The 24,847-nt window shown below is 60.4% G+C and carries 24 protein-coding genes and 3 tRNA genes; 6 read left to right on the forward strand and 21 right to left on the reverse strand.

What is annotated here, in order from left to right; genetic code table 11:
* Positions 1-8 precede the first annotated feature (8 nt).
* The 10 genes from AC1DYR_RS04260 to pip all read right to left on the reverse strand — a co-directional run bounded on the left by AC1DYR_RS04260 (position 9) and on the right by pip (position 8,498).
* A tRNA-Asp gene (locus tag AC1DYR_RS04260) sits at positions 9-85 on the reverse strand.
* Positions 86-190: 105 nt separating this feature from the next.
* Positions 191-266: transfer RNA gene (locus AC1DYR_RS04265), tRNA-Glu, on the reverse strand.
* An 83-nt stretch (positions 267-349) separates the two neighbouring features.
* A tRNA-Ala gene (locus tag AC1DYR_RS04270) sits at positions 350-425 on the reverse strand.
* 74 nt (positions 426-499) lie between these two features.
* Positions 500-1,894 (reverse strand): glutamate--tRNA ligase, encoded by a 1,395-nt coding sequence (gene gltX / locus AC1DYR_RS04275; RefSeq protein WP_477703975.1) that lies wholly within the window; start codon positions 1,892-1,894, stop codon positions 500-502.
* 16 nt (positions 1,895-1,910) lie between these two features.
* Entirely contained in the window at positions 1,911-3,128 is a 1,218-nt protein-coding gene (locus AC1DYR_RS04280; protein WP_477703976.1) for an O-succinylhomoserine sulfhydrylase, read from the reverse strand.
* A gap of 2 nt (positions 3,129-3,130) precedes the next feature.
* Positions 3,131-4,660: an amidophosphoribosyltransferase gene (purF, locus tag AC1DYR_RS04285; protein WP_477703977.1), complete on the reverse strand. Its 1,530-nt coding sequence runs from the start codon at positions 4,658-4,660 to the stop codon at positions 3,131-3,133.
* Between the two features lie 34 nt (positions 4,661-4,694).
* Complete coding sequence (locus AC1DYR_RS04290) at positions 4,695-5,180, reverse strand: CvpA family protein (protein ID WP_477646427.1); 486 nt, start codon at positions 5,178-5,180, stop codon at positions 4,695-4,697.
* A 19-nt stretch (positions 5,181-5,199) separates the two neighbouring features.
* The gene (locus AC1DYR_RS04295) at positions 5,200-5,991 is read right to left on the reverse strand and encodes an SPOR domain-containing protein (RefSeq protein WP_477703978.1); all 792 of its coding nucleotides are present in this window, start codon (positions 5,989-5,991) and stop codon (positions 5,200-5,202) included.
* 91 nt (positions 5,992-6,082) lie between these two features.
* Positions 6,083-7,393 carry a bifunctional tetrahydrofolate synthase/dihydrofolate synthase gene (gene folC / locus AC1DYR_RS04300; RefSeq protein ID WP_477703979.1) on the reverse strand — a complete coding sequence of 437 codons (1,311 nt, stop codon included), beginning with the start codon at positions 7,391-7,393 and terminating at the stop codon, positions 6,083-6,085.
* 133 nt (positions 7,394-7,526) lie between these two features.
* On the reverse strand, positions 7,527-8,498 hold the full coding sequence (pip, locus tag AC1DYR_RS04305; RefSeq protein WP_477703980.1) for a prolyl aminopeptidase: 972 nt from the start codon (positions 8,496-8,498) through the stop codon (positions 7,527-7,529).
* 190 nt (positions 8,499-8,688) lie between these two features.
* Between pip and AC1DYR_RS04310 the strand changes: the two genes are divergently transcribed.
* Together AC1DYR_RS04310 and AC1DYR_RS04315 are read left to right on the forward strand one after the other, a co-directional pair.
* Complete coding sequence (locus tag AC1DYR_RS04310; RefSeq protein WP_477703981.1) at positions 8,689-9,033, forward strand: ArsC family reductase; 345 nt, start codon at positions 8,689-8,691, stop codon at positions 9,031-9,033.
* A gap of 206 nt (positions 9,034-9,239) precedes the next feature.
* On the forward strand, positions 9,240-9,944 hold the full coding sequence (locus tag AC1DYR_RS04315) for a glycine zipper 2TM domain-containing protein (RefSeq protein ID WP_477665543.1): 705 nt from the start codon (positions 9,240-9,242) through the stop codon (positions 9,942-9,944).
* Positions 9,945-10,126: 182 nt separating this feature from the next.
* On the opposite strand, the gene AC1DYR_RS04320 is transcribed toward AC1DYR_RS04315, so the two are convergent.
* On the reverse strand, positions 10,127-10,897 hold the full coding sequence (locus AC1DYR_RS04320) for an anti-sigma factor (protein WP_477703982.1): 771 nt from the start codon (positions 10,895-10,897) through the stop codon (positions 10,127-10,129).
* A gap of 85 nt (positions 10,898-10,982) precedes the next feature.
* On the reverse strand, positions 10,983-11,558 hold the full coding sequence (locus AC1DYR_RS04325) for an RNA polymerase sigma factor (RefSeq protein ID WP_477650164.1): 576 nt from the start codon (positions 11,556-11,558) through the stop codon (positions 10,983-10,985).
* 220 nt (positions 11,559-11,778) lie between these two features.
* Here AC1DYR_RS04325 and ppnP point away from each other — a divergent pair, with 220 nt between their 5' ends.
* Together ppnP and argG are read left to right on the forward strand one after the other, a co-directional pair.
* A complete protein-coding gene (gene ppnP / locus AC1DYR_RS04330; protein ID WP_477703983.1) occupies positions 11,779-12,105 on the forward strand; it encodes a pyrimidine/purine nucleoside phosphorylase in 327 nt (108 codons plus the stop codon).
* Between the two features lie 89 nt (positions 12,106-12,194).
* Positions 12,195-13,526: an argininosuccinate synthase gene (gene argG, locus AC1DYR_RS04335; RefSeq protein ID WP_457279903.1), complete on the forward strand. Its 1,332-nt coding sequence runs from the start codon at positions 12,195-12,197 to the stop codon at positions 13,524-13,526.
* Positions 13,527-13,602: 76 nt separating this feature from the next.
* Here the strand turns inward: argG and AC1DYR_RS04340 are convergent, their stop codons facing one another.
* The 7 genes from AC1DYR_RS04340 to murB all read right to left on the reverse strand — a co-directional run bounded on the left by AC1DYR_RS04340 (position 13,603) and on the right by murB (position 22,397).
* The gene (locus AC1DYR_RS04340; RefSeq protein WP_477703984.1) at positions 13,603-14,253 is read right to left on the reverse strand and encodes a hypothetical protein; all 651 of its coding nucleotides are present in this window, start codon (positions 14,251-14,253) and stop codon (positions 13,603-13,605) included.
* Positions 14,254-14,304: 51 nt separating this feature from the next.
* Positions 14,305-16,851, reverse strand: a complete 2,547-nt coding sequence (locus tag AC1DYR_RS04345) for a DEAD/DEAH box helicase family protein (RefSeq protein WP_477703985.1) — start codon at positions 16,849-16,851, stop codon at positions 14,305-14,307.
* Positions 16,841-18,493: an Eco57I restriction-modification methylase domain-containing protein gene (locus tag AC1DYR_RS04350; protein ID WP_477703986.1), complete on the reverse strand. Its 1,653-nt coding sequence runs from the start codon at positions 18,491-18,493 to the stop codon at positions 16,841-16,843. Before AC1DYR_RS04350 ends, AC1DYR_RS04345 begins: the two co-directional genes overlap by 11 nt.
* A complete protein-coding gene (locus AC1DYR_RS04355; protein ID WP_477703987.1) occupies positions 18,490-19,140 on the reverse strand; it encodes an N-6 DNA methylase in 651 nt (216 codons plus the stop codon). The genes AC1DYR_RS04350 and AC1DYR_RS04355 overlap by 4 nt, the downstream gene beginning before the upstream one ends.
* A 76-nt stretch (positions 19,141-19,216) precedes the next feature.
* Positions 19,217-20,170, reverse strand: a complete 954-nt coding sequence (locus tag AC1DYR_RS04360) for a nuclease-related domain-containing protein (RefSeq protein ID WP_477703988.1) — start codon at positions 20,168-20,170, stop codon at positions 19,217-19,219.
* A gap of 308 nt (positions 20,171-20,478) precedes the next feature.
* The gene (locus AC1DYR_RS04365; protein WP_477703989.1) at positions 20,479-21,333 is read right to left on the reverse strand and encodes a glycine-rich domain-containing protein; all 855 of its coding nucleotides are present in this window, start codon (positions 21,331-21,333) and stop codon (positions 20,479-20,481) included.
* The gene (murB, locus tag AC1DYR_RS04370) at positions 21,333-22,397 is read right to left on the reverse strand and encodes a UDP-N-acetylmuramate dehydrogenase (RefSeq protein ID WP_477703990.1); all 1,065 of its coding nucleotides are present in this window, start codon (positions 22,395-22,397) and stop codon (positions 21,333-21,335) included. The genes AC1DYR_RS04365 and murB overlap by 1 nt, the downstream gene beginning before the upstream one ends.
* A gap of 45 nt (positions 22,398-22,442) precedes the next feature.
* Here murB and AC1DYR_RS04375 point away from each other — a divergent pair, with 45 nt between their 5' ends.
* Positions 22,443-22,928, forward strand: a complete 486-nt coding sequence (locus tag AC1DYR_RS04375; RefSeq protein ID WP_477703991.1) for a YajQ family cyclic di-GMP-binding protein — start codon at positions 22,443-22,445, stop codon at positions 22,926-22,928.
* 7 nt (positions 22,929-22,935) lie between these two features.
* Positions 22,936-23,613: a retropepsin-like aspartic protease family protein gene (locus AC1DYR_RS04380; protein WP_477703992.1), complete on the forward strand. Its 678-nt coding sequence runs from the start codon at positions 22,936-22,938 to the stop codon at positions 23,611-23,613.
* Between the two features lie 26 nt (positions 23,614-23,639).
* Here the strand turns inward: AC1DYR_RS04380 and plsY are convergent, their stop codons facing one another.
* The gene (gene plsY / locus AC1DYR_RS04385; RefSeq protein ID WP_457280957.1) at positions 23,640-24,278 is read right to left on the reverse strand and encodes a glycerol-3-phosphate 1-O-acyltransferase PlsY; all 639 of its coding nucleotides are present in this window, start codon (positions 24,276-24,278) and stop codon (positions 23,640-23,642) included.
* Between the two features lie 36 nt (positions 24,279-24,314).
* Positions 24,315-24,827 carry an aminoacyl-tRNA deacylase gene (locus AC1DYR_RS04390; RefSeq protein ID WP_477703993.1) on the reverse strand — a complete coding sequence of 171 codons (513 nt, stop codon included), beginning with the start codon at positions 24,825-24,827 and terminating at the stop codon, positions 24,315-24,317.
* Positions 24,828-24,847 lie beyond the last annotated feature (20 nt).

Raw genomic sequence — 24,847 nt, forward strand, 5'->3', positions numbered from 1 at the left:
ATCAATATTGGCGGAGTGGACGGGACTCGAACCCGCGACCCCCGGCGTGACAGGCCGGTATTCTAACCAACTGAACTACCACTCCTGGTAGTGACAACATTCGCTCTTTCGAGCCAAGTCGCTTGAGCCCTTGCGGGCCGGCGGTTGTCAACTTGCGCCTTGGACATCACACACAAGGTGCGATGAATTCTGGCGACCCTAAGGGGATTCGAACCCCTGTAGCCACCGTGAAAGGGTGGTGTCCTAGGCCTCTAGACGATAGGGTCAAAACCTTGGAACTTCCGGATGAGCCCCTGCTTTCACACGGACCCACAAAACTTCAAATTCTTCCCGACTAACTTTTAACTTTTGGTGGAGGTAAGCGGGATCGAACCGCTGACCTCTTGCATGCCATGCAAGCGCTCTCCCAGCTGAGCTATACCCCCGTCAAGTTATTGAGGTTTCCCTGCAATTGTCGAGCCTTGAATTATAGCCCGAAAAATTGGCCTATTTCAAATCCTCAAACAAGCTTCAACCGGGAGACCACATCTTCGCGCTTCATGAGCTCCAGAATCGCGTCGAGGGACGGGGTTTGCGGCGTGCCCATGACCAGCACGCGCACGGGCATTGCCAGCTGCGGCATCTTGAGGCCGGTGTCAGCCAGCACCTGTTTGATGGCGGCCGAGATCGCGGCCTTGGTCCACTCGCAGGCCACCAGCGAACTGCTCAGTTTTGCAATGGCCGGACGCACCGCCTCCGTGACGTGCGTGCTGATGTCTTCAGCGCTCGGTTTGCCCCCGGTCACCAGCAGTTGCAGCCAGCCAGCCAGCTCTACGAGTGTGCTGCAGCGGTCTTTAAAAAGCCCGCAACCGCGCGCCACCCACGCCGGGTCCACGCCGGTAATGCCCTGGGCTGCCAGGAAGGGCTGCACCAGCGTTGCCAGCGTGTCATCTGCAGTAGCCTTCAGGTGCTGGGCATTGACCCAGCGCAGCTTGGCTTCATCGAACTGCGCGGCGCTCTTGCCTAGATGATCAAGGTTGAACCACTCGATGAACTGCTCGCGGCTAAAGATTTCGTCGTCGCCGTGGCTCCAGCCCAGGCGCGCCAGGTAATTGACCATGGCGTCGGGCAAATAGCCTTCGGCGGCGTACTGCGTCACCGGCTTGGCGCCGTTGCGCTTGCTGAGTTTTTCGCCCTGCTCATTGAGCACGGTCGGCAGGTGGGCGTAGACCGGTGGCTCCTTGCCCAGCGCTTTAAAGATGTTGATCTGGCGCGGCGTGTTGTTCACGTGGTCGTCGCCGCGGATCACGTGGGTCATGGCCATGTCGATGTCGTCGACCACCACGCAGAAGTTGTAGGTCGGCGTGCCATCGGGCCGCGCGATCACCAGGTCGTCGAGTTCGTCGTTGCTGATCTCGATGCGGCCCTTGACCTTGTCGTCCCACACCACGCTGCCGCCCTGCGGGTTCTTGAAGCGCAGCACGGGCTGCACGCCTTCGGGCACGGGCGGCAGGGTCTTGCCGAGTGCAGGGCGCCAGGTGCCGTCATAACGCGGCTTCTCCTTGGCGGCCATCTGCTTTTCGCGCAGGGCGTCGAGCTCGGCCACGCTCATGTAGCAGGGGTAGACCAGGCCATCAACCTGCATCTGCGCAAGCACGGCCTTGTAGCGGTCCATGCGCTGCATCTGGAAGAACGGGCCTTCGTCGTGGTTCAGGCCCAGCCAGCGCATGCCTTCGATGATCACGTCGACGGCTTCCTGGCTGGAACGTTCGACATCGGTGTCTTCAATGCGAAGAACGAAGTCACCGCCGGTGGCGCGCGCAAAAGCCCAGGGGTACAGCGCTGAGCGGATATTGCCGAGGTGGATGAACCCGGTCGGGGAAGGGGCGAAGCGGGTTCTTGTTTTTTGGGTCATTGAGGCAGTCATGCAGTCATACGATAAGGCTCAGGCCGCGGGACAGGTCGGCCTTGATGTCGTCTACGTGGTCCAGCCCAACGGCCACGCGTACCAGGCCCTGGCCTATGCCGGCGGCCTGGCGCTGCTCTTCGCTGAGGCGCCCGTGCGAGGTGGTGGCTGAATGGCTGATGATGGTCTTGGTGTCGCCCAGGTTGGTCGCAATGCTGAGCACCTGCGTGCTGTTGATCACCTTGAAGGCATTGGCGCGTGCCGCTTCCGGTGTGTCGCCAAGCACGTCAAACGACAGCACCGCGCCACCCAGTCCCGATTGCTGGCGCATGGCCAGCTCATGCTGGGGATGCGATTCAAGACCAGGGTAATAAACGCGCGCAACCGCAGGCTGCGTTTCAAGCCACCTGGCAACGGCCAGCGCGTTGGCGCTCTGTGCCTGCATGCGGATGTTCAACGTCTCCAGGCCCTTGAGCACGACCCAGGCGTTGAAGGGCGCCAGCGTCATGCCGGCGGTGCGCACGATCGGGCCGAAAACATCAACGATGAGTTTGGACGAGCCGCAGAGCGCGCCCGCCATCACACGGCCCTGGCCGTCCAGGTATTTGGTGCCCGAATGCATGATGAGGTCAGCGCCGAATTCCACCGGACGCTGCAGCGCCGGTGAGCAAAAGCAATTGTCCACCGCGAGCAAGGCGCCCACGCTGTGCGCCAGGTCAGCCAGCGCCCGGATGTCGCAGACTTCGGTCAGCGGATTGGTCGGGGTTTCAGCAAACAGCAGCTTGGTGCCGGGTCGCAATGCGGCCTTCCACTCGCTGACGTCCGTCTGCGACACAAACGTGGTTTCAACGCCGAACTTCCCGAACTCGCGGCCTATCAGGGCGATCGTCGAGCCAAACATCGAACGCGAGCAAATGACGTGGTCGCCGGACTTCAACAGCCCCATGCACATCATCAGGATCGCGCCCATGCCGGTCGATGCGCCGATGGCGGCTTCGGTGCCCTCCATCGCGGCGAGGCGACGCTCAAAACTGGTAACCGTCGGGTTGGAGGTGCGGCCGTAGGTGTACCCCTCCGTCGGGTCGGCAAAGCGCCGCGCCGAGGTTTCAGCGTCGGGCTGGACAAAACCGCTGGTCAGGTACAGCGCCTCGGAGTTTTCACCATGCTGGCTGGGCTCCACCGCCACGCGCACGGCCAGGGTGTCGCGGTGCAGGTTGCGCGGCAATTCTCTTTTCTTCGTCATGCTCAGGCTTCCTGCGGATTGGGCAGCGCGAGGCGGGATACGTCCACGTCGCCGTCTTCGCCAATCTTTTCGGCGGTGTCGGCGCGCTGTGAATTCATCGCTGCGATGGTCTCTGCAGTCACGTCGCCCGTGATGTAAACGCCGTCAAAGCAGGAGGCGTCAAAGCCGTCGAGCTTGCCGTTGAGTGAGCCAATGGCGCGCTTCATGCCTTCCACATCCTGGTAAATCAGCGCGTCGCAGCCGATCACTTCGCGGATTTCTTCAATCGTGCGGCCGTGGGCCACCAGCTCATCAGGCGTAGGCATGTCAATGCCGTACACGTTGGGAAAGCGCACGGGCGGCGCAGCACTGGCCAGGTAGACCTTGCGCGCGCCGGCGTCGCGCGCCATCTGCACGATCTCGCGGCTGGTGGTGCCGCGCACGATGGAATCGTCGACCAGCAACACATTGCGGCCCTTGAATTCGCTGGCGATCACGTTGAGCTTCTGGCGCACGGACTTCTTGCGCACGCCCTGCCCCGGCATGATGAAGGTGCGGCCCACGTAACGGTTCTTGACGAAACCTTCACGGTAGGGGATGCCCAGCAGGTGCGCCAGCTGCGTGGCGCTGGGGCGGCTGGATTCGGGGATCGGGATGATCACATCGATCTCGCTGGGTGGCACGGTGGAGACCACGCGTTTGGCCAGCGTCTCGCCCAGGTTCAGACGGGCCTGGTAGACCGAGATGCCGTCCAGCACCGAGTCGGGGCGCGCCAGGTAGACGAATTCAAAGATGCAGGGATTGAGCTTGGCATTGGTTGCGCACTGCTCGGCGTGCACCACGCCTTCCATGTCTACATACACGGCTTCGCCCGGGGCGATGTCGCGCTCGAACTGGTGCGACGTGCCTTCGAGCGCCACCGATTCGCTGGCCACCATGACGGTCGTGCCGTTTTCATTCTCGCCGCGGCCGATGCACAGCGGGCGGATGCCGAAGGGGTCGCGAAACGCCAGCAGGCCGTGGCCGGCGATCAGCGCGACGACGGCATAAGAGCCCTTCACACGCTTGTGCACACCGCGCACTGCGGCGAACACATCAACCGGCTTGAGCGGCAGGCCGCGTGTGGTTTTCTCGAGTTCGTGCGCCAGCACGTTGAGCAGCACTTCAGAGTCGCTGTCGGTGTTGATGTGGCGGTGGTCGGTGTTGAAGAGCTCGGCCTTGAGCTCGGCCGCATTGGTCAGGTTGCCGTTGTGCGACAGCACAAGGCCGAAGGGCGCATTGACGTAAAACGGCTGGGCTTCGTCTTCGCTGTAGGCGTTGCCTGCCGTGGGGTAGCGCACCTGGCCCAGGCCCACCGTGCCCGGCAGCGCGCGCATGTTGCGGGTGCGAAACACGTCGCGCACCATGCCCTTGGCCTTGTGCATGTAGAACTTGCGCCCCTGCTGCGTGACGATGCCCGCGGCATCCTGGCCGCGATGCTGCAGCAGCAGCAGGCCGTCATAAATCAGTTGATTGACCGGGGCTTTGCTGACGACGCCGACTATCCCGCACATGGTGTTCCGATCATGATGAGTTGACTCTTCAAAGTTAAATTAAATACTTGGCAAACTGTTCGGGCAATACCGGCTTCAGGGCCTTCAGCATGGCCGTCAACATCGGCGCTCCGTTGGACTGCACCCACCAGTCACTGGACTTCAATGCCGTCATGTTGATGACCACCGTGGCGGCCAGCAGCAAAATAATGCCGCGCAACACACCAAAACCAGCCCCCAGCACCCGATCTATCGGCGCCAGGCCGATGGCCGCCACCAGTTTCTTCAGCAAAAAAGCCAGCAACCCAGCCGCAAACACCGCCGCAATAAATATCAGCAAAAACGCCGCCGCATAGCGCACCGGATCACCAGCGGACTGCAACGGCAACCTGGCGGCAAGGTCCGGCGCAAACCATTGCGCCACATAAAACGACACCGCCCACCCCAGCACCGACAACACCTCGTACACCAGGCCCCGCCAGGCGCCCAGGAGCATGGAAAAGACCAGCACTCCCAGCAAAATCCAGTCAACAGCCGTCACGAAACACCAACTGCGTTGCTTACAAGGTCAGGATGGCAGCGGGTAAATCAAGGCCCTTGATCTTGGCCGCCGCCTTGTCGGCCTCGGCCTTGGTGGCAAACGGGCCCACGCGGACCCGGATGCGCTTGCCGTCTTTGGTTTCCGCCACTTGTGTATAGGTTTTGAGGCCCGCCTTTTCCACCTTCAGGCGCGCTTCGCGGGCCTTGGTCACATCGGCAAACGCACCGACCTGAACCACAAAACGGCCGTCCGCCTCGCTGGCAGACGGTTTGGCGGCCGGCACAGCGGTGCCGTTCAGCAGTGCGGCGGCACGTGTGGCGTCGTCGTTCGCCGCAGGCTTGGCCGGCTTGGTTTCCGGTTTGACCGCAGGTTTCACCTCAGGTTTGGCTTCCGGTTTTGCTTCATTTTTGATAGCTGGTGGCGCAGATGCAGCAAGGGCTGGAGCCGGTTTTGATGAAATAATTTCTTCCTTGGGCGCCAGGCTGGCGTCAGCGGTCACTTTTTCGGCGGGCTTGTCGGCCACCTTGGGGGCGGACGCGGAAGTGGCTGCCGGGGCACCGGGCCCGGGAATCACCAGGGGCTTGACCGTGCCCTTGCCAGGAATTTCAATCGGGATATCGACCGGAATGGGCCGTGGCTGGGTGTCAAACAGCAGCGGGAAACCCAACACGCCGATCAGCACCAGCACGGCAGAACCGATCAGCCGGTGTTTGGCGCGCTTGCGAATCACTTCCACGCTTTCCGTTTGAGCGGCTGACCCGGCATTGGAGGCAGCGTTGGAGCCGCCCCGGCGGAAGTTGAAAAACGGCATGGTGTGGCTTGGATCCGATAAGGGGTGACGTTAACGGTGAACGCGGGCTGACGGCCCTTTTTTGAACGCGTTGCGGGCCGCTTGTCCGGTCTCAGGCGGCCAGGTGCGGGGCCGAAAGACGCGGCACACCGTCCTTCAAAATGCCGCCCACCGTATAGAAGGAGCCGAACACGACAATTCTATCAGCGGGGGTTGCGGCCCCGACCGCCGCCTGCAGCGCCGCTTCGGGGGATTTGTAAGTGCCGGCGCTTGCATCAGGGCGGGTATTGGCCGCCGTCCACCGGGCCTGCAAATCCTCGGCCGAAGCGGCCCGCGGCGTCGGCAAATCGGTGAAATACCACTTGTCGATGAGCGGCGCCACCCGCGCCAGCATGGGAGCCAGGTCTTTGTCGGCCATAGCGCCAAACACAGCGTGCGTACACGGGTAAAAGCCCATCGCGTCCAGGTTTTCAGCCAGCGCGGCCACCGAATGGGGGTTGTGCGCCACGTCCAGCACCAGCGTGGGCTGGCCGGGCACGATCTGGAAGCGGCCCGGCAGCTCGACCATCGACAAACCGTTGCGCACCGCCTGGGCCGTCACCGGCAGGCGCTCACGCAAGGCCGTCAGCGCTGCCAGCACGCCTGAAGCATTGACAAGCTGGTTGGCGCCGCGCAAGGCCGGATACGCCAGGCCGGCATAGCGGCGCCCGCGCCCTGCCCAGCCCCATTGCTGTTTGTCGCCCGAGAAATTGAAGTCGGTGCCGAAACGCCACAAGTCAGCACCCACTGCGGCGGCGTGATCAATGATGCTTTGCGGCGGCACCGGATCGCTCACGATGACCGGCTTGCCGGCGCGCATGATGCCGGCTTTTTCGCGGCCAATGCTTTCGCGGTCGGGGCCCAGGTATTCCATGTGGTCCAGGTCGATGCTGGTGATCACCGCGCAGTCGGCGTCCAGCATGTTGACGGCGTCCAGCCGGCCACCCAGGCCGACTTCAAGGATGACGACATCCAGCTTTGCGTCGGCCAGCAGTTGCAGGATGGCCAGGGTGGTGAATTCAAAGTAGGTGAGAGAGATCGCGTCACCGCCCTGCGTGCGCGCCACCTCGACGCGCGCGAACTGGGTCACCAGGTCTGCCGCACTGACGATGTCACCGCGCACCCGGCAGCGCTCTTCAAAATGCACCAGGTGCGGCGAAGTGAAGACGCCGGTGCGGTAGCCGGCCTGCAGCAAGATGGCTTCAAGCATCGCGCAGGTCGAACCTTTGCCGTTGGTGCCGGCCACCGTGATGATGGGGCAGTCAAAGGCCAGGCCCATGCGCCTGGCCACAGCGCTGATGCGCGTCAGGCCCATGTCGATGCCGACGGGGTGCAGGTGCTCGCAGTAAGCCAGCCAGTCGTCGAGGGTTTTCAAATTTTGCATACAGCCCGCCATTGTCGCAAACTGCCCCTTTCCTTTCAGCGGGGGCCGCGGTCCGGCTTTGCCGGTCGCAGGCGCCGCCCCCTGCAAGGGGGGAGGACACTACACGCAGTGAGCGTCAACGGGGGTGTTCAAGCTATTTGGCGAAACGGTCTGTCGCGGCTATTAATTGGCGCAGGATGCCGGGCTCATTAAAGGCGTGGCCGGCGTTGTCGACCATGTGGAATTCAGCCTCGGGCCAAGCGCGGTGCAGGTCCCAGGCGGTTTTGGCCGGCGTGGCCACGTCGTAGCGGCCTTGCACGATGACACCGGGAATCCCGGCCAGCTTGTGCGCGTCGCGAATCAGCTGGCCTTCTTCGAGCCATCCGGCGTGCACAAAATAATGGTTTTCGATGCGGGCGAATGCCAGCGCAAAGGCGTCGTCACCGTGCTGGGCGGTAAAAGACGGGTCGGGCAACAGCGTAATCGTCTGGCCTTCCCACAGGCTCCAGGCGCGGGCAGCCGCCAGTTGCGCAGTACGGTCGGCGCCCACCAGGCGTTTGCGGTAGGCGGCAATCAGGTCGCCGCGCTCCGCCTGCGGAATGGGTTTGACGAACTCTTCCCACAAATCAGGGAACAACCAGGACGCGCCCTCCTGGTAATACCAGAGCAGCTCGGCACGGCGCAGCGCAAAAATGCCCCGCACAATGAGCGCCGACACGCGGGCCGGATGGGCCTGGGCATACGCCAGTGCCAGCGCGCTGCCCCAGGAACCGCCGAACACCAGCCAACGCTCCACGCCTAGCAGGGTGCGCAAGCGCTCGATGTCGGCCACCAGGTGCCAGGTCGTGTTGTTTTCCAGTGAGGCACTGGGGCGGGAACGGCCGCAGCCGCGCTGGTCGAACAGCAGCACGCAATAGCGTTCGGGGTCGAACAGGCGGCGGTGCTCGGGCGAGCAGCCCGCACCCGGACCACCATGCAAAAACACCGCCGGCTTTCCTTTGGGGTTGCCGCATAACTCCCAGTACACCGAATGGCCGTCGCCGGTTTCAAGAATGCCCGTGCGAAAAGGTTCGAGAGGCGGGTAAAGAACGGCGGGGGCAGTGCGCGTGGCTGAAGCAGCGGTCATGAGGCAAGGCATCCATAAAAAAAAAGGTTGAGCCGGTCGGCGTTCTTCATTATTCCAGCCTTGCCAAACGCCTGCCCACGCGTCCACGCCCTTGCCTGCCTTCGCAACAACGCTACCAATTTGATAGCTGCTTGCGCAGGTCCCGCTTGGTCGGGAGGCCTATTTCCCTTAAATCTGCGAAAATCCGGCCATGATCATTCTTTACGGCATCCCCAACTGCGACACCGTCAAAAAGGCCCGCGCATGGCTAGTCGAACAAGGCGTTGACTATCAGTTTCACGACTTCAAGAAGCAGGGCGTGCCGCCCGACCAGTTGGCGCGATGGGCCCAGGCGGCAGGATGGGAAAAGCTGCTGAATCGCCAGGGCACCACCTGGCGAAAGCTGGACCCGGCGCTGCAGGCCAATGTGCATGACAGCGCCAGCGCCCAAACGCTGATGCTCGCCAATCCCAGCGTCATCAAGCGGCCGGTGGTGGACTGGGGCAAAGACATCACCGTCGGTTTTGACGCCCCAGGCTGGGCTGCGAGGGTTTGAACGCACGGCAGGCCGACCGGTTACGTTTTGCAGCCTGTTTTGCCTTCAACGGGATTAAAAGGGCAGCTTTACCGTCGATTTACCGAACTCCGCGCCCCAAAATGACTCTGACTTACTAAAATTACGTTTGCCACCCGAGCCTTCACCCGACCAGGGTGAGCCCTTTGGCGGTGCAACTTCAGCCAGGTGCTGAAAAGGGTTGAATCATGAAAAAAGCGCTTGTTCTCTCTGCTCTGGCCGCCGCCTCCGGGTTGGCAGCTGTACCCGCCTCCGCCATGGACATCCTGGCCCGGGTGATTTCAAGCACGCCGGTGGTGCAGCAGGTGGCCGTACCGCGCCAGGTCTGCAGCAACCAGCCCGTCGTCGTCCAGCAACCAAACTCGGGCGCAGGCGCGCTGATGGGTGCCCTCGCGGGCGGTGCAGCCGGTAACGCCATCGGCAATGGCGGCGGCCGTGCGGTTGCCACCATGATCGGTCTGGTCGGCGGCGCCATCGTCGGCGACCGCATCGAAGGCTCGAACAACCAGGTTCAAAACGTGCAGCAGTGCGCGACGCAAACCTATTACGAAAACCGACCCAGCCACTACAACGTGGTGTACGAATACCAGGGTACGCAGTACAGCACGCAGATGGCCACCGACCCTGGCCAGTATGTGCGCCTGCAGGTCACGCCGGTCGGCGCCATGGCGCCTGCGCCGCAGACTTTCCAGTCCGCGCCGCAGCAGCCCCAGACCTATGTGCAACCAGCACCCCAGCCCGTGTACGTGCAGCCTGCCGTGACTTACGTGGAGCAGCCGGTGGTTTACCCGGCTTACTATCCGCGGCCCTATTACCAGCCTTATTACGCCCCCATCGGCCTGTCGCTGAACTTCGGTTACAGCCGGGGCTATGGGCACCACCACTGGCGCTAAGACCCACCGGCGGGCTGAACAAAAAAGGGGCGTTGTCAACGCCCCTTTTTGCTGCCCGCCCGATAGCTCTAAGAGCCGCTCACAAAGCCCAGCGAAGCGGTCCTGGCTAGGCGCGTCGCCGCAGACAGTGCTACAGCACGGCAAGGCGGCGCAACAACGCCAGGAGGGTTTTGTGAGTGGCGCTATTTGGGTGTCTCGATGAGCGCGCCCTTAAACAGCACCGGCCCGGTCGGCCCGCTGCCTGGCGGCACGCCGCCCTTGGGCTCCAGCGTGATCGCCAGCGTCGGCACCTGCCGCATGTCGGTGCCCGCGGCGGTCAGGCGAACCACGGGGTCCGCACTCATCACACCCAATGATTTGGGCGCCGCGCCGGGCGGCAAAGCCCAGAGTTCCAGGGACTTGTCGGGCTGCTCCCTGAAGCTGCCCACACGCTTGAGCGAAAGTGTTTTGTTCTTCGGGTCAACCGTCACCAGCAGCGACGCTGAAGCCTTGTCATCCGTCAGCACGGCCACGTATTCGATCTCGGGCGTGGCTGTCAGTTTGGCAGTCAGTTCGCTCACCTGCCCGCTCAGCCGGCCGTTCACGTTCAGCCCCACGACAACCGCCGCCGCAGTCGCGAGTGCGCCCGCCACAGCCCCGCCGCGCCACAGGCCCAGGCTGGACCACCAACCCACGGCACCCGGAGCGGCCCGCGCCGCCTGCATGGCGCGCGCCTCCTTGTCGGCCCGCACCAGGTTTTCAATGCGTTTCCACACGGCGGGGCTGGGCGCCGCCTGCGGCTGCAGCTCAGCCACCGACGACAGCCGGCTTTGCCAGACCAGCGCCGCCGCGCGCAAAGTGGCGTTGTCGCGTGCCAGCGTCTCAAACCGACGACGCGCACCGCCGCGCAAGGTGCCCAGCGCATAGCTGGCCGCTAGTTGCTCCATCAGGGCGGGATTACTTTGAATATTCATAACTTTTCCGCCGGGCCGCCCCAAGGAAAATTAGCCCCCTCGGGGGGCAGAGCAGTACGCGAAGCGACAAACGTGGGGGCCATGTTCATGCGAACCTCGCCATGCAACCGCGCAGCTGTTCCAGCCCACGGCGGATCCAGGTTTTGACAGTACCCAAAGGCAGCTTCAGCTGCTCAGCCAGCTCGCCGTGGCTCAAATCCCGCAAATACGCCAGGCTCACTACTTCACGCTGCTTGTGCTCCAGCTGGCCCAGGCACTGGTGCAAAGCCCAGGCCTGCTCGCTGGCCTGCGTCGTGTCCATCGGGTTGGGCGAGTCGCCCGCCACGGTGTCAGAAATCACATCGTCGAGTTCCTGCATCAGGTCGGCCCGGTCCGAAGCCCGGCGCCGCAAAAAATCCAGGCCGCGGCTGCGCACCACCAGCGCCATCCAGGCCATGGGCGGCGACAGGGTCGCCTTGTAGTCGCCTGCGATGCGCCAGATGTTGAAAAAGGCCTCCTGCAACACGTCTTCAGCCCATTCACGGTTGGTCACCACACGAATCGCGACACCGTAGAGCTTGGACGAAGTCAGCTCATACAGCTCCCGCAGGGCTGACTCATCGGCCTGGGCCACGCGGTCAATCAGCGCGATCAATTGTCTGTCCGGGCTTTCTGGCTTCATGAAGAACATTGTCAGGCATTGGTGGCTATTGGGAAACACCGGCAGGCGGCGGGTACTGGGGATACGCCACAAAGGGCCAACCGGATTCACCGTGGGCCCGGCGAAGGGCTCCGGGTGACCTAAAATCAACGGTTTGAGCGCCACGCGGTGCTTTCCCGCAGCCCGGAACGGCCCTTTTCACCTTTTTCTGTCTCTTCCCGCCTCTTTTCAGCACCTTCCCATGCCTACCGAACAAATCGACAACATCAGCGTGATCACCAAGGCCAACGTCTACTTTGACGGCAAATGCGTGAGCCACGGCATCACGCTGGCCGACGGCACCAAAAAATCGGTCGGCGTGATCCTTCCGGCCACCCTGACCTTCAACACCGGCGCGCCCGAAATCATGGAATGCGTAGCCGGCGCCTGTGAATACAAGCTGGCCGGCAGCGACAGTTGGGTCAAGTCTTCGGCCGGCGAAAAATTCAGCGTGCCCGGCAACGCCAAATTCGAAATCCGCGTTGCAGCGGGCGAAGCGGCTTACCACTACATCTGCCATTTCGGTTAAAACCGTCTAAGTCCATTAAGAACCGCTCCTTTTTTCATAGCTGCTTGCGCACGTTCTACACGGCTTACAGCGATATTCAGGCCTAAAACATGTCCAACACCATTCTGCAAAACATCCCCGCCAACCAAAAGGTCGGCATCGCGTTCTCTGGCGGCCTGGACACCAGCGCCGCGCTGTTGTGGATGAAACAGAAGGGCGCCCTGCCCTATGCCTATACCGCCAACCTGGGCCAGCCCGACGAAGCCGACTACGACGAGATCCCGCGCAAGGCCATGGAATACGGCGCCATCAAGGCCCGCCTGGTCGACTGCCGCCCGCAGCTCGCCGCTGAAGGCATTGCCGCGCTGCAAAGCGGCGCCTTCCACATCACCACCGCCGGCGTGACCTACTTCAACACCACGCCGCTGGGCCGCGCCGTCACTGGCACCATGCTGGTGTCCGCGATGAAGCAGGACGACGTGAACATCTGGGGCGACGGCTCCACGTTCAAAGGCAATGACATCGAGCGCTTCTACCGCTACGGCCTGCTGACCAACCCCGCGCTGAAGATCTACAAACCCTGGCTAGACCAGCAGTTCATCGACGAACTGGGCGGCCGCGCTGAAATGAGCGCCTTCATGACAGCCAACGGCTTTGGCTACAAGATGAGCGCCGAAAAAGCCTACAGCACCGACAGCAACATGCTGGGCGCTACGCACGAAGCCAAAGACCTGGAAAACCTCAACAGCGGCATCAAGATCGTCAACCCCATCATGGGCGTGCCGTTCTGGAAAGACGACTGCGTCGTCAAAGCCGAAGAAGTGAGCGTGACCTTTGAAGAAGGCCGCCCTGTGGCCCTGAACGGCGTTGCATACCCCGACCTGGTGAGCCTGATCCTCAAGGCCAACGAAATCGGCGGCCGCCACGGCCTGGGCATGAGCGACCAGATCGAAAACCGCATCATCGAAGCCAAGAGCCGCGGCATCTACGAAGCCCCCGGCCTGGCGCTGCTGTTCATCGCCTACGAGCGCCTGGTCACCGGCATCCACAACGAAGACACCATCGAGCAGTACCGCGACAACGGCCGCAAGCTCGGCCGCCTGCTGTACCAGGGCCGCTGGTTCGACAGCCAGGCCATCATGCTGCGCGAAACCGCCCAACGCTGGATCGCCAGCGCCATCACCGGCACCGTCACGCTGGAACTGCGTCGCGGCAACGACTACTCGCTCTTGAACACCGAATCGCCCAACCTGACCTACGCGCCTGAGCGCCTGAGCATGGAAAAGGTGGAAGATGCGCCGTTCTCGCCGCTGGACCGGATTGGGCAGTTGACGATGCGCAACCTCGATATCACCGACACCCGCGCCAAGCTGGGGATTTATTCCAATGCCGGGATGCTGGAACTGGGCAAGGGGGATGATTTTTTGAAGTTGGGTAAGTAACTCAATTCAAGCCGCAAAAGCAAAGCCCGCCAAGTGAAAGCTTGACGGGCTTTGTTGCTTTTGATCGTTCCGCTATCTATTCCAGCGCACTCAAAAAGTCCCAGAAGACTCCTGTTCCGCCAGCAACTTGTCGCTTCCGAACCTTCTCCAGGATGAGTTTCCGGTGTGCGGCTCCAACGAGAAACACGCTGTGAGCGGGAAGGTGGCGGATGCAATAGCTCTCAATGTTCTCGATCATTCCCGCTTCGCGATCGCCATTTGTCTGATTCCACAGATCGTAGGTCCGTCGCAATTTGGGGTCGCCGATCCACTTGACGGTTGCAAGAGCCTCGTTGTAGATGTCCTCCCATGCCTGCGCGCAGCGATCGCTGTTGAGGTAGGGGAATCCGAGTTCCAGCGTGTCTAGGCTGTTCTGGTCTACAAGTCGTCGATAGTCGGGACTCGTCCTCGCGACCTTCTTGAACACGTCTTCAGAATTGCGGAAGAATTCTTCGCTTGGCTTGTCCAAATCCACAGGAACAACATTGACTGGACGGCGTTCCCGATACAGAACAACAGCCGCGGACTCAAGGGTGCGATGAGAGCCGTTGAGATAGTCAGCAAGAAAGGCAAGTGGAATTTCGGCAAAGATGACGTCAGGTGCAAGGCGATCAAGGATCGCCCGCAATTCCGCCACATTGGCACGGCCAGATTCAGCGTGGACAGTTGCGATGAGCGTAATGCGCATGAGTCCTCGAATTAAGCGCCAGCTTGTGACGGAGCTGGGCGACGCGAACCGTCAGTCTTTCGCAACGACAGTGTCATACAGCCCGTAGCGCTGCAGCCCCTCGTGACTTTCAATTCCGGTATAGCGCAGCGAAGCATCTTCATACCGCCGAAACGCAAAAACCGCCTGGTTCATCTGCTCGGTATTGAACACCTTGAGCCGCACCAGCAGGTGGAAGTCTTGCACCGTCAGCCCGGTTACGGTGACAAACAGCTCTGGTTCCAGCCTGGTAATCACGTCCTGCAACGTGTTTTCTCGAAAATCTGTGAGGTACATGAACGCCGGAATGCGCGTGGCAAACTTGATCAGCTTTTCCTGTACCAGCTTGCGCTTTGACTTATATTCCCGCTCCTCATCCGAAAGCTGCTTTGTTTCCTTCTTGGTCAGCTTGCCGTCTTTGGCCTTGTTTTTCAGTGCCTTGACCTTCTCGCTCTTATTAATGATGGTTTCAATGATGTTGTCGCCCAGGGAGCGCCAGCCCTCAATGCGGTCTACCGCTGCCATCGCCTCCGGGTTGTCAAGAATGCGGCGCAGTGTGCCGTTATCCACGTTCACCAGCAGCGCACTTTCCCACTTGCGGGCCAGCAGCGTGGCCGACGTGCCAGCCATGGCAATGTCGAGTATGCCGCCCGCGTCGATCTGCGTCATGTTGGCGCCGTCGTAGGCCAGTACCGGCAAAAAGGCCACCAAGTCCCTCACTGCATGTTCGGGGTTGGACTCGTTGGGCGACAGGCCAATACCGTACTCAGACAACTGGCGCAGCGCGCGCGTGGGCGCAAAGTCGAACACAAAGCACACGGGTTTGAGGATTTCCTCCTCGTTCGGGTTGTCACCGTTCGGGTTTTTGATCGACCACGGCGACTGCACCCGAAACGCGGCCTGAAAGTAACTTTCGGGTGACTTCAGGTTGCGCAGCATCAAAATAGACGACCATTGCGCCACCGTCACGCCCGTGGTCAGCTTGCCGCACGACAAGGTGATGGTTTTTGTGTCAAAGCCGCTGCCAATGGCCTTGCGCACGGGCGGCAACGCCTCCAGGCCAATGCCAGCAGACGGCCCAGCCGCCACGATGACACGGTAGTCGCGCCAAAAGGTGTTGTGTCGCTCGGCCAACAGGTTGGCCATGGCATGGCAGGCCGCCACATTGGGCAAGTACCAAAACGAATGCTGCAAATACGGCAGCAAACGAACGTCGGAATATGGGAACGGTGGCCGCGAGCCCGTTTTCAGTAACTCCGCAGACTGCGCTGCATACCCGCCACGAATGATGTCCAGCCACTTTTGTACATCGCTCTTGTGTTTGAATTTCGCACCCGCTCCAGCGCCCGATGCCTCAAAGAACGAATTCAAGTCAAACTCGTCAAACTCCCCCCCGCTGGCAATGGCCAGCAACTCGTCTGGCATCTGGTAGGTCAGCAGGCGCATTTGCGGCAGCGCCGCATACGGGTTGCGCTTTGCAGGGTGCGCGGCAGCATAGGCTTCTTTGGCGCGCTGCTCGTCGGTGTACGTCCAGTTGAATATTTGCTCTTCAATGAACTCGCCAGTGGCCAGCGCCTTAAATGGCGTGCCAGACAAATACAAATAGGCGCGGGTGGTTATGGGCAAAAACTCGTTTTCCTGACTCAAGAGAATGTTCAAGTCTTCGTTGATGCCGTCGAGCTCGCCCGCGTATTCAAGTTTTGACTCTTTTTTGGCAATGGCGTCGTCTTCCCCCTCAAACAACTCCTTGGCCGTGTCGCGCCAGGCACCAAAGTGGTATTCGTCAAACACCACCAGGTCCCAGTTAACTGTGTGGATCCACTCGTTACGCGGCTTGATGTTGCCTGTTTCGTTGTCGCGTCCCAGCACGTCCTGAAACGAGCCGAAATAAACCACCGGTTTGGCATGGTCGATGTGCGTAGGGTCGCCCCCCGTTGAGCGCGACAGGTACTGCCAGCCGTCAAAGTCAACATGGTTTTCAAGGTCGGTTTGCCAGGCGTCTTCAACCGCCGGTTTGAAGGTCAGCACCAGCACCCGTTTGGTCTGCAGCTTTTTGGCCAATTGGTACGTGGTGAAGGTTTTGCCAAAACGCATCTTGGCGTTCCACAAAAAGCGCGGTGCTGCGTTGGCGTCCTCAGCCCAGATGGATTGGTAATAGTCCACCGTTTTGTTGACGGCATCCAACTGCTCGTCGCGCAGGCCAAAGGTCTCGTGGTGTGTGCCGCTCAGGCGCTGGCCCGTGCGCAACTCGGCCAGCACGGTAGCCACATCAGCAACTGTGCAACGCACCCATTCCAGTGTGGTGTTTTCAAACCCTTTTTTTGTCAGCGCTGATCGAACGTCATGGTCGGTAAAGATGGAACCGTCATCACGTTCGGCAGGCTCATCCAGTTCAATAGTGAAGTTCTGGATGGCAGCAGTTTTAAGCTGCTCGGCCACGCGCTGCTTGACGTTACGCGTGGTTTGGCCGACCTTAAGCTGGCCATGGTGCGCGGCGTCGGCAATCGCGTAAGCGTAGATGCGCGGGCGGGCATCGGGTTTGGGCGCGAGGATTTCCTCGATGCTGGGTTTACTCGTCATCACTGTCGTCAACTGCAACATCACCAAGAAGATCACTCGTCAAGTCCATGGGCCGGACAACCTTCTCAATAAAGTCAATCTCGCTGGGCGTAATTCCATATTTGGCGTACAAGTCTTCGTCTGTCCACTTCTTTGTCCAGTCTTGCGTGGGCACAAAGGTATAAACCTTTCGGGTCGTGTCTTGCGAAGGCTTGTGCAAGAGAATCAACAGGCGTGTCAGCCGACAAGTGAGGTACGAAAGAGCGCTCTCTGCTTCAAATTTGGTATCAAACGGGCCAATACACAAATAGGTTTCCGAACTAATACTGCCCGGTTCGCCAATGAATGGCGTGCTGAGAATTCGGTGCGGGTAAGAGTCACGGTTGCCAGTACCCGGCGCTGCGCGCCCGACATAAATCTTCCATTTGTCGATAAGTTCAATACCGGACGGCACAGCATTTCTAGCTACGTACCCTGTCCCGCCGTTCTGGTAAATGAGCACATCGTCAGCATGCTTTGTCTTTTTTCCTTTGAACGTTGTTTCTAGGGAGAATGGCTTTCTTGAGCTCACCAATCGGTCAAAGCGCCTTTCGCCCGGTAGCAATAACGACTCAGACTGCCCGGTTTCTATAGACACAACCTTCTTAAGAATCGACAAGCCTTCATTGAAGCGGATAAAGATGTCTGCACCGTTTTCCATGAGCGGACGGGTAGCGGTGGAAACAGGCCAATCCTTGAAATGGGTGCTTACATCGCAAAGGCCAGGGTGATCGCGATTCCAGAGGAAATAGCACACCCCACCTTTGAGGCCTACGCCCGGAAACACATCTGCTGCGCTCAGGTAATCAGCAATCGAGCGCAGGCGATCATCAGCAAGCATGGCCTCTCGAAATTCATCCAAACCCTTGCCGCCTGCAAACCATCTGGCAGGTATCACCATCGACAGATAACGTGGCTCCAGCGCCTTGGCCTGTTCAACAAACAATTGATAAATGGGTGCTGCGCTGGTGCCAAATCCACCGTCGTTCAATTGATAAGGTGGGTTGCCAATAATCACGTCGAATTGCATGTCTTCTCCAAATAGCTCGGCCATTCGAGTCTTGATGTTGTCTGTGTGAATGAATGTGTAGGCGTGGGTCTCCAGCGCGGCGCCACGATCCATCGCTGCCTGGCTGGCACCGCAAAACGTGCATTTACCTTTGGCCCAAGCATGTTCAGTTCGCTCAAACCAGATATTGCCCGAATCATTGTCAAAGCTTTTGGCAATGGAATGCGTTCCGTTGGCGTATTTGGAGCAGTACACGCTGCGCCGCGCCAGCAAACTGGTGATTTGTGTGATGCCAATGCCAAACACCTGCTGGGTGAGGATATGGTTGACGCGCTCTTGCAAGACTGGCATCTGCTGCGCTAGGCCGTCGGTGAGCCGCGTGGCGATTTCGCGGAGAAAAACGCCTGATTTGGTAAACGGGTCCAAAAACCGAACCGTTGAGTCAGCCCACAAGTTGGCACCACCATGATCTGCAGCCCAGGTCTCTGCCACCCTATCCAGCATGCGGCCCGCCAGCTCCGGCGGGGTAAAAACCTCGTCGTTCGACAGGTTGGCAATGCAGGTCAGCACATCGGGGTTGCGGCCACGCAGGGTGAATGAAACTTGCTCGCTCATATGGTCGCATCCCTCAACGCAGCCAGCTCGCGCATTGTCATGGGCGGGTGGGTTTTGATGGGGGTAAAGATCTCGTGTTTGCCCTGATCAGCCCAAAGCGAGCCTTCTTCGCTGAATTTTGACGAGCCAGTGAGCACATCAAACCGGAAGTCGCGCCTTTGGTACTTGCCTTTGCCCAGGTAGCCCCACTCGGCAAAGCTGATGGGTTGGCCGCCACCAGTGCCCACGGCACGCATGGTCAGCGCGTCGCCATGCAACACGTTTTCGGCAAGCACATGGCTGGCGGCCAGGTACAAGTCGTCTGCTTCATCAAGGTTCAGGTATTCGGCAAACACGTCGAGCATGTTGGCACGGCACTCAGCAATGTTGTCAGCCAGCAGTTCAACCCCGTAAATGCACATCAGCCCCAGCAGTGCGTAGTGCTGCCGTTCAAAGTCATTTTTGCTGTATTTGAGCTCTACCGCAGCGAGCTTGCGCCGCAGGATTTGCACCATAAAGTTGCCGCTGCCGCAGGCGGGCTCAAGGAAGCGGGAATCGAGGCGCTCAGTCTCGTCTTTCACCAGGTCAAGCATGGCCTCGACCATCCATTCCGGGGTAAATACCTCGCCATGGTCTGCTACACGCTGTTTTGATTTCACTAAGCTCATTTTGCGAATATTCGTTTGGTTACGGCAGCGCTGACGAAATTGATCAGCAAATGCTCTATATCTGAACGTGGTTGCTCTATTGAAACAATCCTTGGTGCTCCCTGCAATACTGCAGCCCGCCAAACCGCTTGGCGTTGTTCCAGCAGAACTTGCCTTCGGGGAAACTGATCTTCTCACGGCAATGGGCGCAGATCAGCTTTTTGGCCAAGGAAGCGTCGGCCTGCGCGGGTGCCGGGGTGGCGGATGATGCTGCAAACACAGGTGCTGCAGGCCGGGGCTCCATCACCGCCTTTGCCAACTGGGGCTTGGGCTGCATCCAGTCTGGAAGGTCCATCTGGTCTGCCGGGCGGTGTTGGCGTTTGAGCTTTTCGCCCCACTCCTTGATGGTGTCTGGGCTGCGTATGTTGAAGATGGCCTTGAACAAGCCGCCGGTGCTGAAGCCGTCCACCAGCTTTTCATGCCAGGCGCGGAACTGGTCTGCCTTGATGAGAAAGCTGGTGTCAAACGCCTTGGCGTCTGGCCGCTGAATGATGGCTTGCGGGTGCATCAGCACCACGTTGTGGAACTCGGGCAGCTTGTCGGTGCGGGTACTGATTTCCAGCTGCTCCAGAAGTTTGCTCAGGATGCGGGCGTGGCGGCGGCTTTGCTCGTAAGGGGATGGAATGCCGTACCGCTCTTTGCCATAGCGCACGGTGAATTCGCCATGGGCGTTGACTTCTAGGTCGCCTGAGTAGTTTTTGGTTTCAATCAGCACCATGTAGCCGGTGCGATTGATGACCAAATGATCAATTTGCGCCACCTCGCCATCGATCGTGAACCGCAGGTCGTGCAGCAGTACGTTGTTTTGGCCGTCCTTGTAATGGCCGTCGAGGTGGAAGGCGGCCTCTCGTTCGCCCTTGATGCCGGCGGTCAGGTTGCGCAGTTCAACGCGCAGCCACTCTTTTTGGCGGGCGTCCAGCAGTGGTGACTGCTGTAAATCCTGCAGCAAGGCCAGGCGTTTGGACTTGTCGTCCGCTGATTTGATGAGCATGCTCTCCTCCCCTCGAATTTCTTATTCAGCCAGCAGTGCAATGTACGCCGTGTAACTGTACCTGCGGTTTTTCTTCTGCCAGGTCAGCTCCGTGACGATGCCCAGATCTTCCAGCGCCTAGACCGCCGGGGTGGCGGTGGGGAAGCTGGTGGTCAGATGGACAAAACCCCGGCCATGGCGGTATTTCTAAGTCGAATTGGGCTCTAGCCCTTTTGGAATGTGCGCTAGCAGCTATGAAAAGCATAGCAAACATCAAAAAACCGCCTTCGGGCGGCTTTTTCGGTGGCCTTTCATCCCCTGGCCACGCGCTAATCCCCACCCCCGCCGCAACCGCCGCCGCATCCACCACCGTCGCTACCGCCGTCACTGCCTGCGTCACTGGAGTTACTGCTACTGCTGTCGGAGCCGCCAAACCCATCCGCATCGCCGCTGTAGCTGCCGTCGGAAAAGCTTTCGCCGCAATAGGCGCCCGCTGAGCCTGTTCCGTCGTCACGCTGAGGCTGGCTGCAGTCGGGCAGGTAATGAAAGCCGTTGGGGATCGCCAGCTTTGCGTCCAGGGCAAAGAGCAGCGGCAGGCGGCTGGGGGAGCGCGGCTTGATGGCCTCGTCGCGGCAGGCCCAGTACCAGGCGCGCCGCAGGCCGTCGTTGCTGGAAGCCTGCTTGCCCAGCACTTCGGCCGGTACATGGTCCATGAAGCGGCCCAGAACCAGGTCACACCACTCACGGTAGGCGCGTGTGTGCAGGATGAATTCGTGCCACATGCTGTCGACCACGCGCGACGGCATGGCCACAAACTTGCCCTTGCTGCGCACGCAGGCCAGGAAGAATTGCCGAAGCCCGCGCTCGACCAGCTCGGTGTCTTTGGCGCTCAGGTGCGGGTAGGTGTCGCGCAGCTTGCGCTTGAGGAACTGCGGCAGCGGCGCCTCGCGCACCAGGCGTTCGCGTTCACGCGTTGCCCACACGGCCAGCACCACCATGGCGGCGAGCAGCCCGAATACGCCAGCTGCCAGCCCCACCGGCTTGCGCCAGCCGGCCTCGCCGGCCATCATCAGCACCACCCAGAGGATGACCAGCACGACCGCAAGCTGCCGCGCGTGGCGCAGCACCAGGCGGCGCCAGAGTGCGATGTCTGGCCCCGTGTAGACCTTTCCGGCGGTCGCCATCAGACCACCACCGGTTCAGGCTCCAGCAGGATGCCAAAGCGTTCGTACACACTGGTCTGGATGGCCTTGGCCAGCGTCATGACCTCGCCGCCCGTGACCGGGTCGGCCGTGCCGCCGCGGTTGACCAGCACCAGTGCCTGTTTTTCGTACACACCGGCATTGCCGATGGTCTTGCCCTTCCAGCCGCAGGCGTCAATGAGCCATCCGGCGGCCAGCTTGACCGTGCCATCGGCGAGATGGTAGTGAACGATTTTGGGCTCCCTCTGAATGATGTCGGCGCACTGCTCGGGCGAAACGGTCGGGTTCTTGAAAAAGCTGCCGGCGTTGCCAATCACTTGCGGATCAGGCAGCTTGGCTTTGCGGATTTCGCAGATCCAGTCGTAAATTTGCTGTGCGTCGGGCGCCTGAATGCCGGACTGCGCCATTTTTTTGTCGATGTCGGCATAGCCCAGCACCGGCTTCCATGCCTTGGGAAGGGCAAACCGTACCCGCGTGATCAGCGCCTTGCCTTCCAGCCCAAAACCATGGCCGCCCGGTGCGGGCGCCGAACTGCTGTGTTTGAACACCGAATCACGGTAGCCAAACGCGCATTGCGCGGCATTGAGGGTAAAGGGCTGGCCGGTCGTCAAGTCGATGGCGTCGAGCGACTCAAAGCGGTCTTGCAGCTCCACGCCATAGGCACCGATGTTCTGCACCGGTGAGGCACCGACCGTGCCGGGGATTAATGCCAGGTTTTCCAGGCCCGGGTAGCCGTTTTGCAACGTCCAGGTGACAAGGTCGTGCCAGTTTTCACCGGCGCCTGCCTCAATGATCCAGGACTTGGTGTCTTCGCGGAGCAAGCGCTTGCCCATGATTTCGACCTTGAGGACCAGCGGTTTGACGTCCCCGGTCAGCACGATATTGCTTCCGCCACCCAGCACAAACTTGGGGGCAGCTTTCAGGGCCGGATCCTGCAAAGCCGCGGCAATATCGGCCTCCTTTGTCACCCGCACCAGGCTGAGCGCCTTGGCGACGATGCCAAAGGTGTTGGAATGCTGGAGTGGAACGTTTTTCTCGACTAACATCCGGGTGATTGTCTCACTCCAACCCCCGTAAAAAAGACTTGCACCATGCCCTCTTTCGACACCGTTCTTGAAGCCGATCTGGTCAAGGTCAAAAACGCCGTGGAAAACACCGGCAAGGAAGTCGGCAATCGCTTTGACTTCAAGGGCACCTCGGCCTCCATCGAGCTGAAGGACAAGGACATCATCCTCGTCGGCGACGGCGACTTCCAGATCGACCAGATCAATGACATCCTGCGCTCCAAGCTCGCCAAGGCAGGCGTTGATGTGCGCTTTCTGGACACCGGCAAGATCGAGAAAATCGGCGGCGACAAGGTCAAGCAGACCAACAAGGTCCGCAATGGCATCGACACCGAAACCGCCAAGAAGATCCAGGCCGCCATCAAGGCCAGCAAACTCAAGGTGCAGGCCGCCATCCAGGAAGAAAAAGTCCGTGTCACGGGCGCCAAGCGCGACGACCTGCAGGCCGCCATGGCGCTGATCCTGTCGGAGATGAAGGACTTTCCGCTGAGTTTTGACAACCGTCGCGATTAGGATTGCCATGAATCTTCCGCCTGCCCTCACCCAAGCAGCATTTTTGCTGTCCGCGTCTTTGCTGCTGCACGGTGCGGCCCAGGCGCAGAACGAAGTTCAATCCGTAGCCCTGGCCGGCATGATGGGCACCAAGGCCCTGCTGGTGGTCAACGGCAGCCCGCCCAAAAGCGTGGCCCCCGGTGAAACACACCAGGGCGTGAAGATTATTTCCACCACCAGCGACCAGGCTGTCATCGAGCAGGGTGGCAAGCGCCACACGCTGCGGGTGGGCGACGCGCCGGTGAACTCCGGCGGCAGTACCGCCTCAGCCGGACGGGGTACCCGTATCACCATCAGCGAAAGCGGTGGCGGCCATTTCATGACGGCCGGGCAAATCAACGGAAAGGCCGTGCAGTTCATGGTTGACACCGGCGCCACGAGCGTTGCCATGAGTGTCGCTGACGCCGAACGCGCTGGCATCAACTATAAAGACGGCCAGCCGGTGCGCATGTCGACAGCCAACGGTGTTACACCGGGCTACCGCATCAAGCTCAACTCGGTGCGGGTGGGCGATGTCGAAGTCTTTGATGTCGATGCCGTGGTGACACCGCAACCCATGCCTTTTCTGCTGTTGGGCAACAGCTTTTTATCGCGTTTTCAGATGAAGCGCGACAACAACCTCATGACGCTGGACAAGCGTTATTAACCCTCCGCGGTGCGTTGCCGGCCGGGCTATTTGGTGGCCTGTTTTGAACCGCCCAGCTTCGACTCGGTTCCCTTGATCAGCTTGTTGATGTTCTCGCGGTGGCGATAGATCAGGAGCGCACTGACAACGACCATCATGGCCAGCAGGTTCTTGTCGACATACCAGGCGGCCCGGTCGCCAAACAGGTAATACAGCGGCGAAAAAACGGCCGCCACCAGTGATGCCAGTGAGGAATAGCGCGAGAAAAAGGCGACGATCACCCAGGTTGCCAGCGTGGCAACACCCAGCACCCAGCTGACACCCAGCAACACGCCCGCAGCCGTCGCGACACCCTTGCCACCCTTGAACTGAAAAAACACCGGATAGAGGTGACCCAGGAAAGCCGCCAGCCCCACGGCAGCCATCGTGCCTTCGCCGAGGCCATAGTCACCGCCAAACCACTTCACAAGCACCACCGGCACCCAACCCTTGAGGCCGTCCAGCAATAACGTGATTGCCGCCGCGGCCTTGCTGCCGGAACGCAGCACGTTGGTGGCGCCGGGGTTCTTGCTGCCGTAGCTGCGGGGGTCACTCAAACCCATCACCCGGCTGACGATGACGGCAAACGACAGCGAGCCGATCAGGTAGGCCAGCAAGGTCGCGCCGGCTGAATACACGTAGTCCAAATTCATCTCCCTTGTTATGTGGTGGCCACCGGCATTTCAGCCGTGGCCCGCTGCGTTGTCCATACTCAATGCGCAGTTGACTGATTTTGCACCCAGCAAGGTGACACAAACCTGCGGGTCAATACCAATCAGGTAGCCGCGCCGCCCACCGTTGATGGCGATTTTGGGCAAGGCCAGGATGCTTTCCTCGATATACACAGGCATCGCCTTGCGCGTGCCGAAAGGCGATGTGCCGCCGACCAGGTAGCCGCTGTGGCGGTTGGCAACTTCGGGTTTGCACGGTTCGACCGACTTGGCGCCGATCTGCCGCGCCAGGTTTTTGGTGGAGACCTTGCGGTTGCCGTGCATCAGCACCAGCAAAGGTTTGGCGTCCTGGTCCTGCATGACCAGTGTTTTGACGACGGTGAATGGGTCGAAACCTAGCACCTCGGCGCTGTGCTGTGCGCCGCCGTGTTCGAGGTATTCGTAAGGGTGCTCGGTGAACGGTACCTTGTTGACCTTTAGCAAGGCAGTAGCCGGTGTCTCGCTGACGTGCTTATTAGCCCCCACGGTTGCTCACTCCGTGTAGC

This window comes from Polaromonas sp. P1_F9 (genome assembly GCF_056405615.1).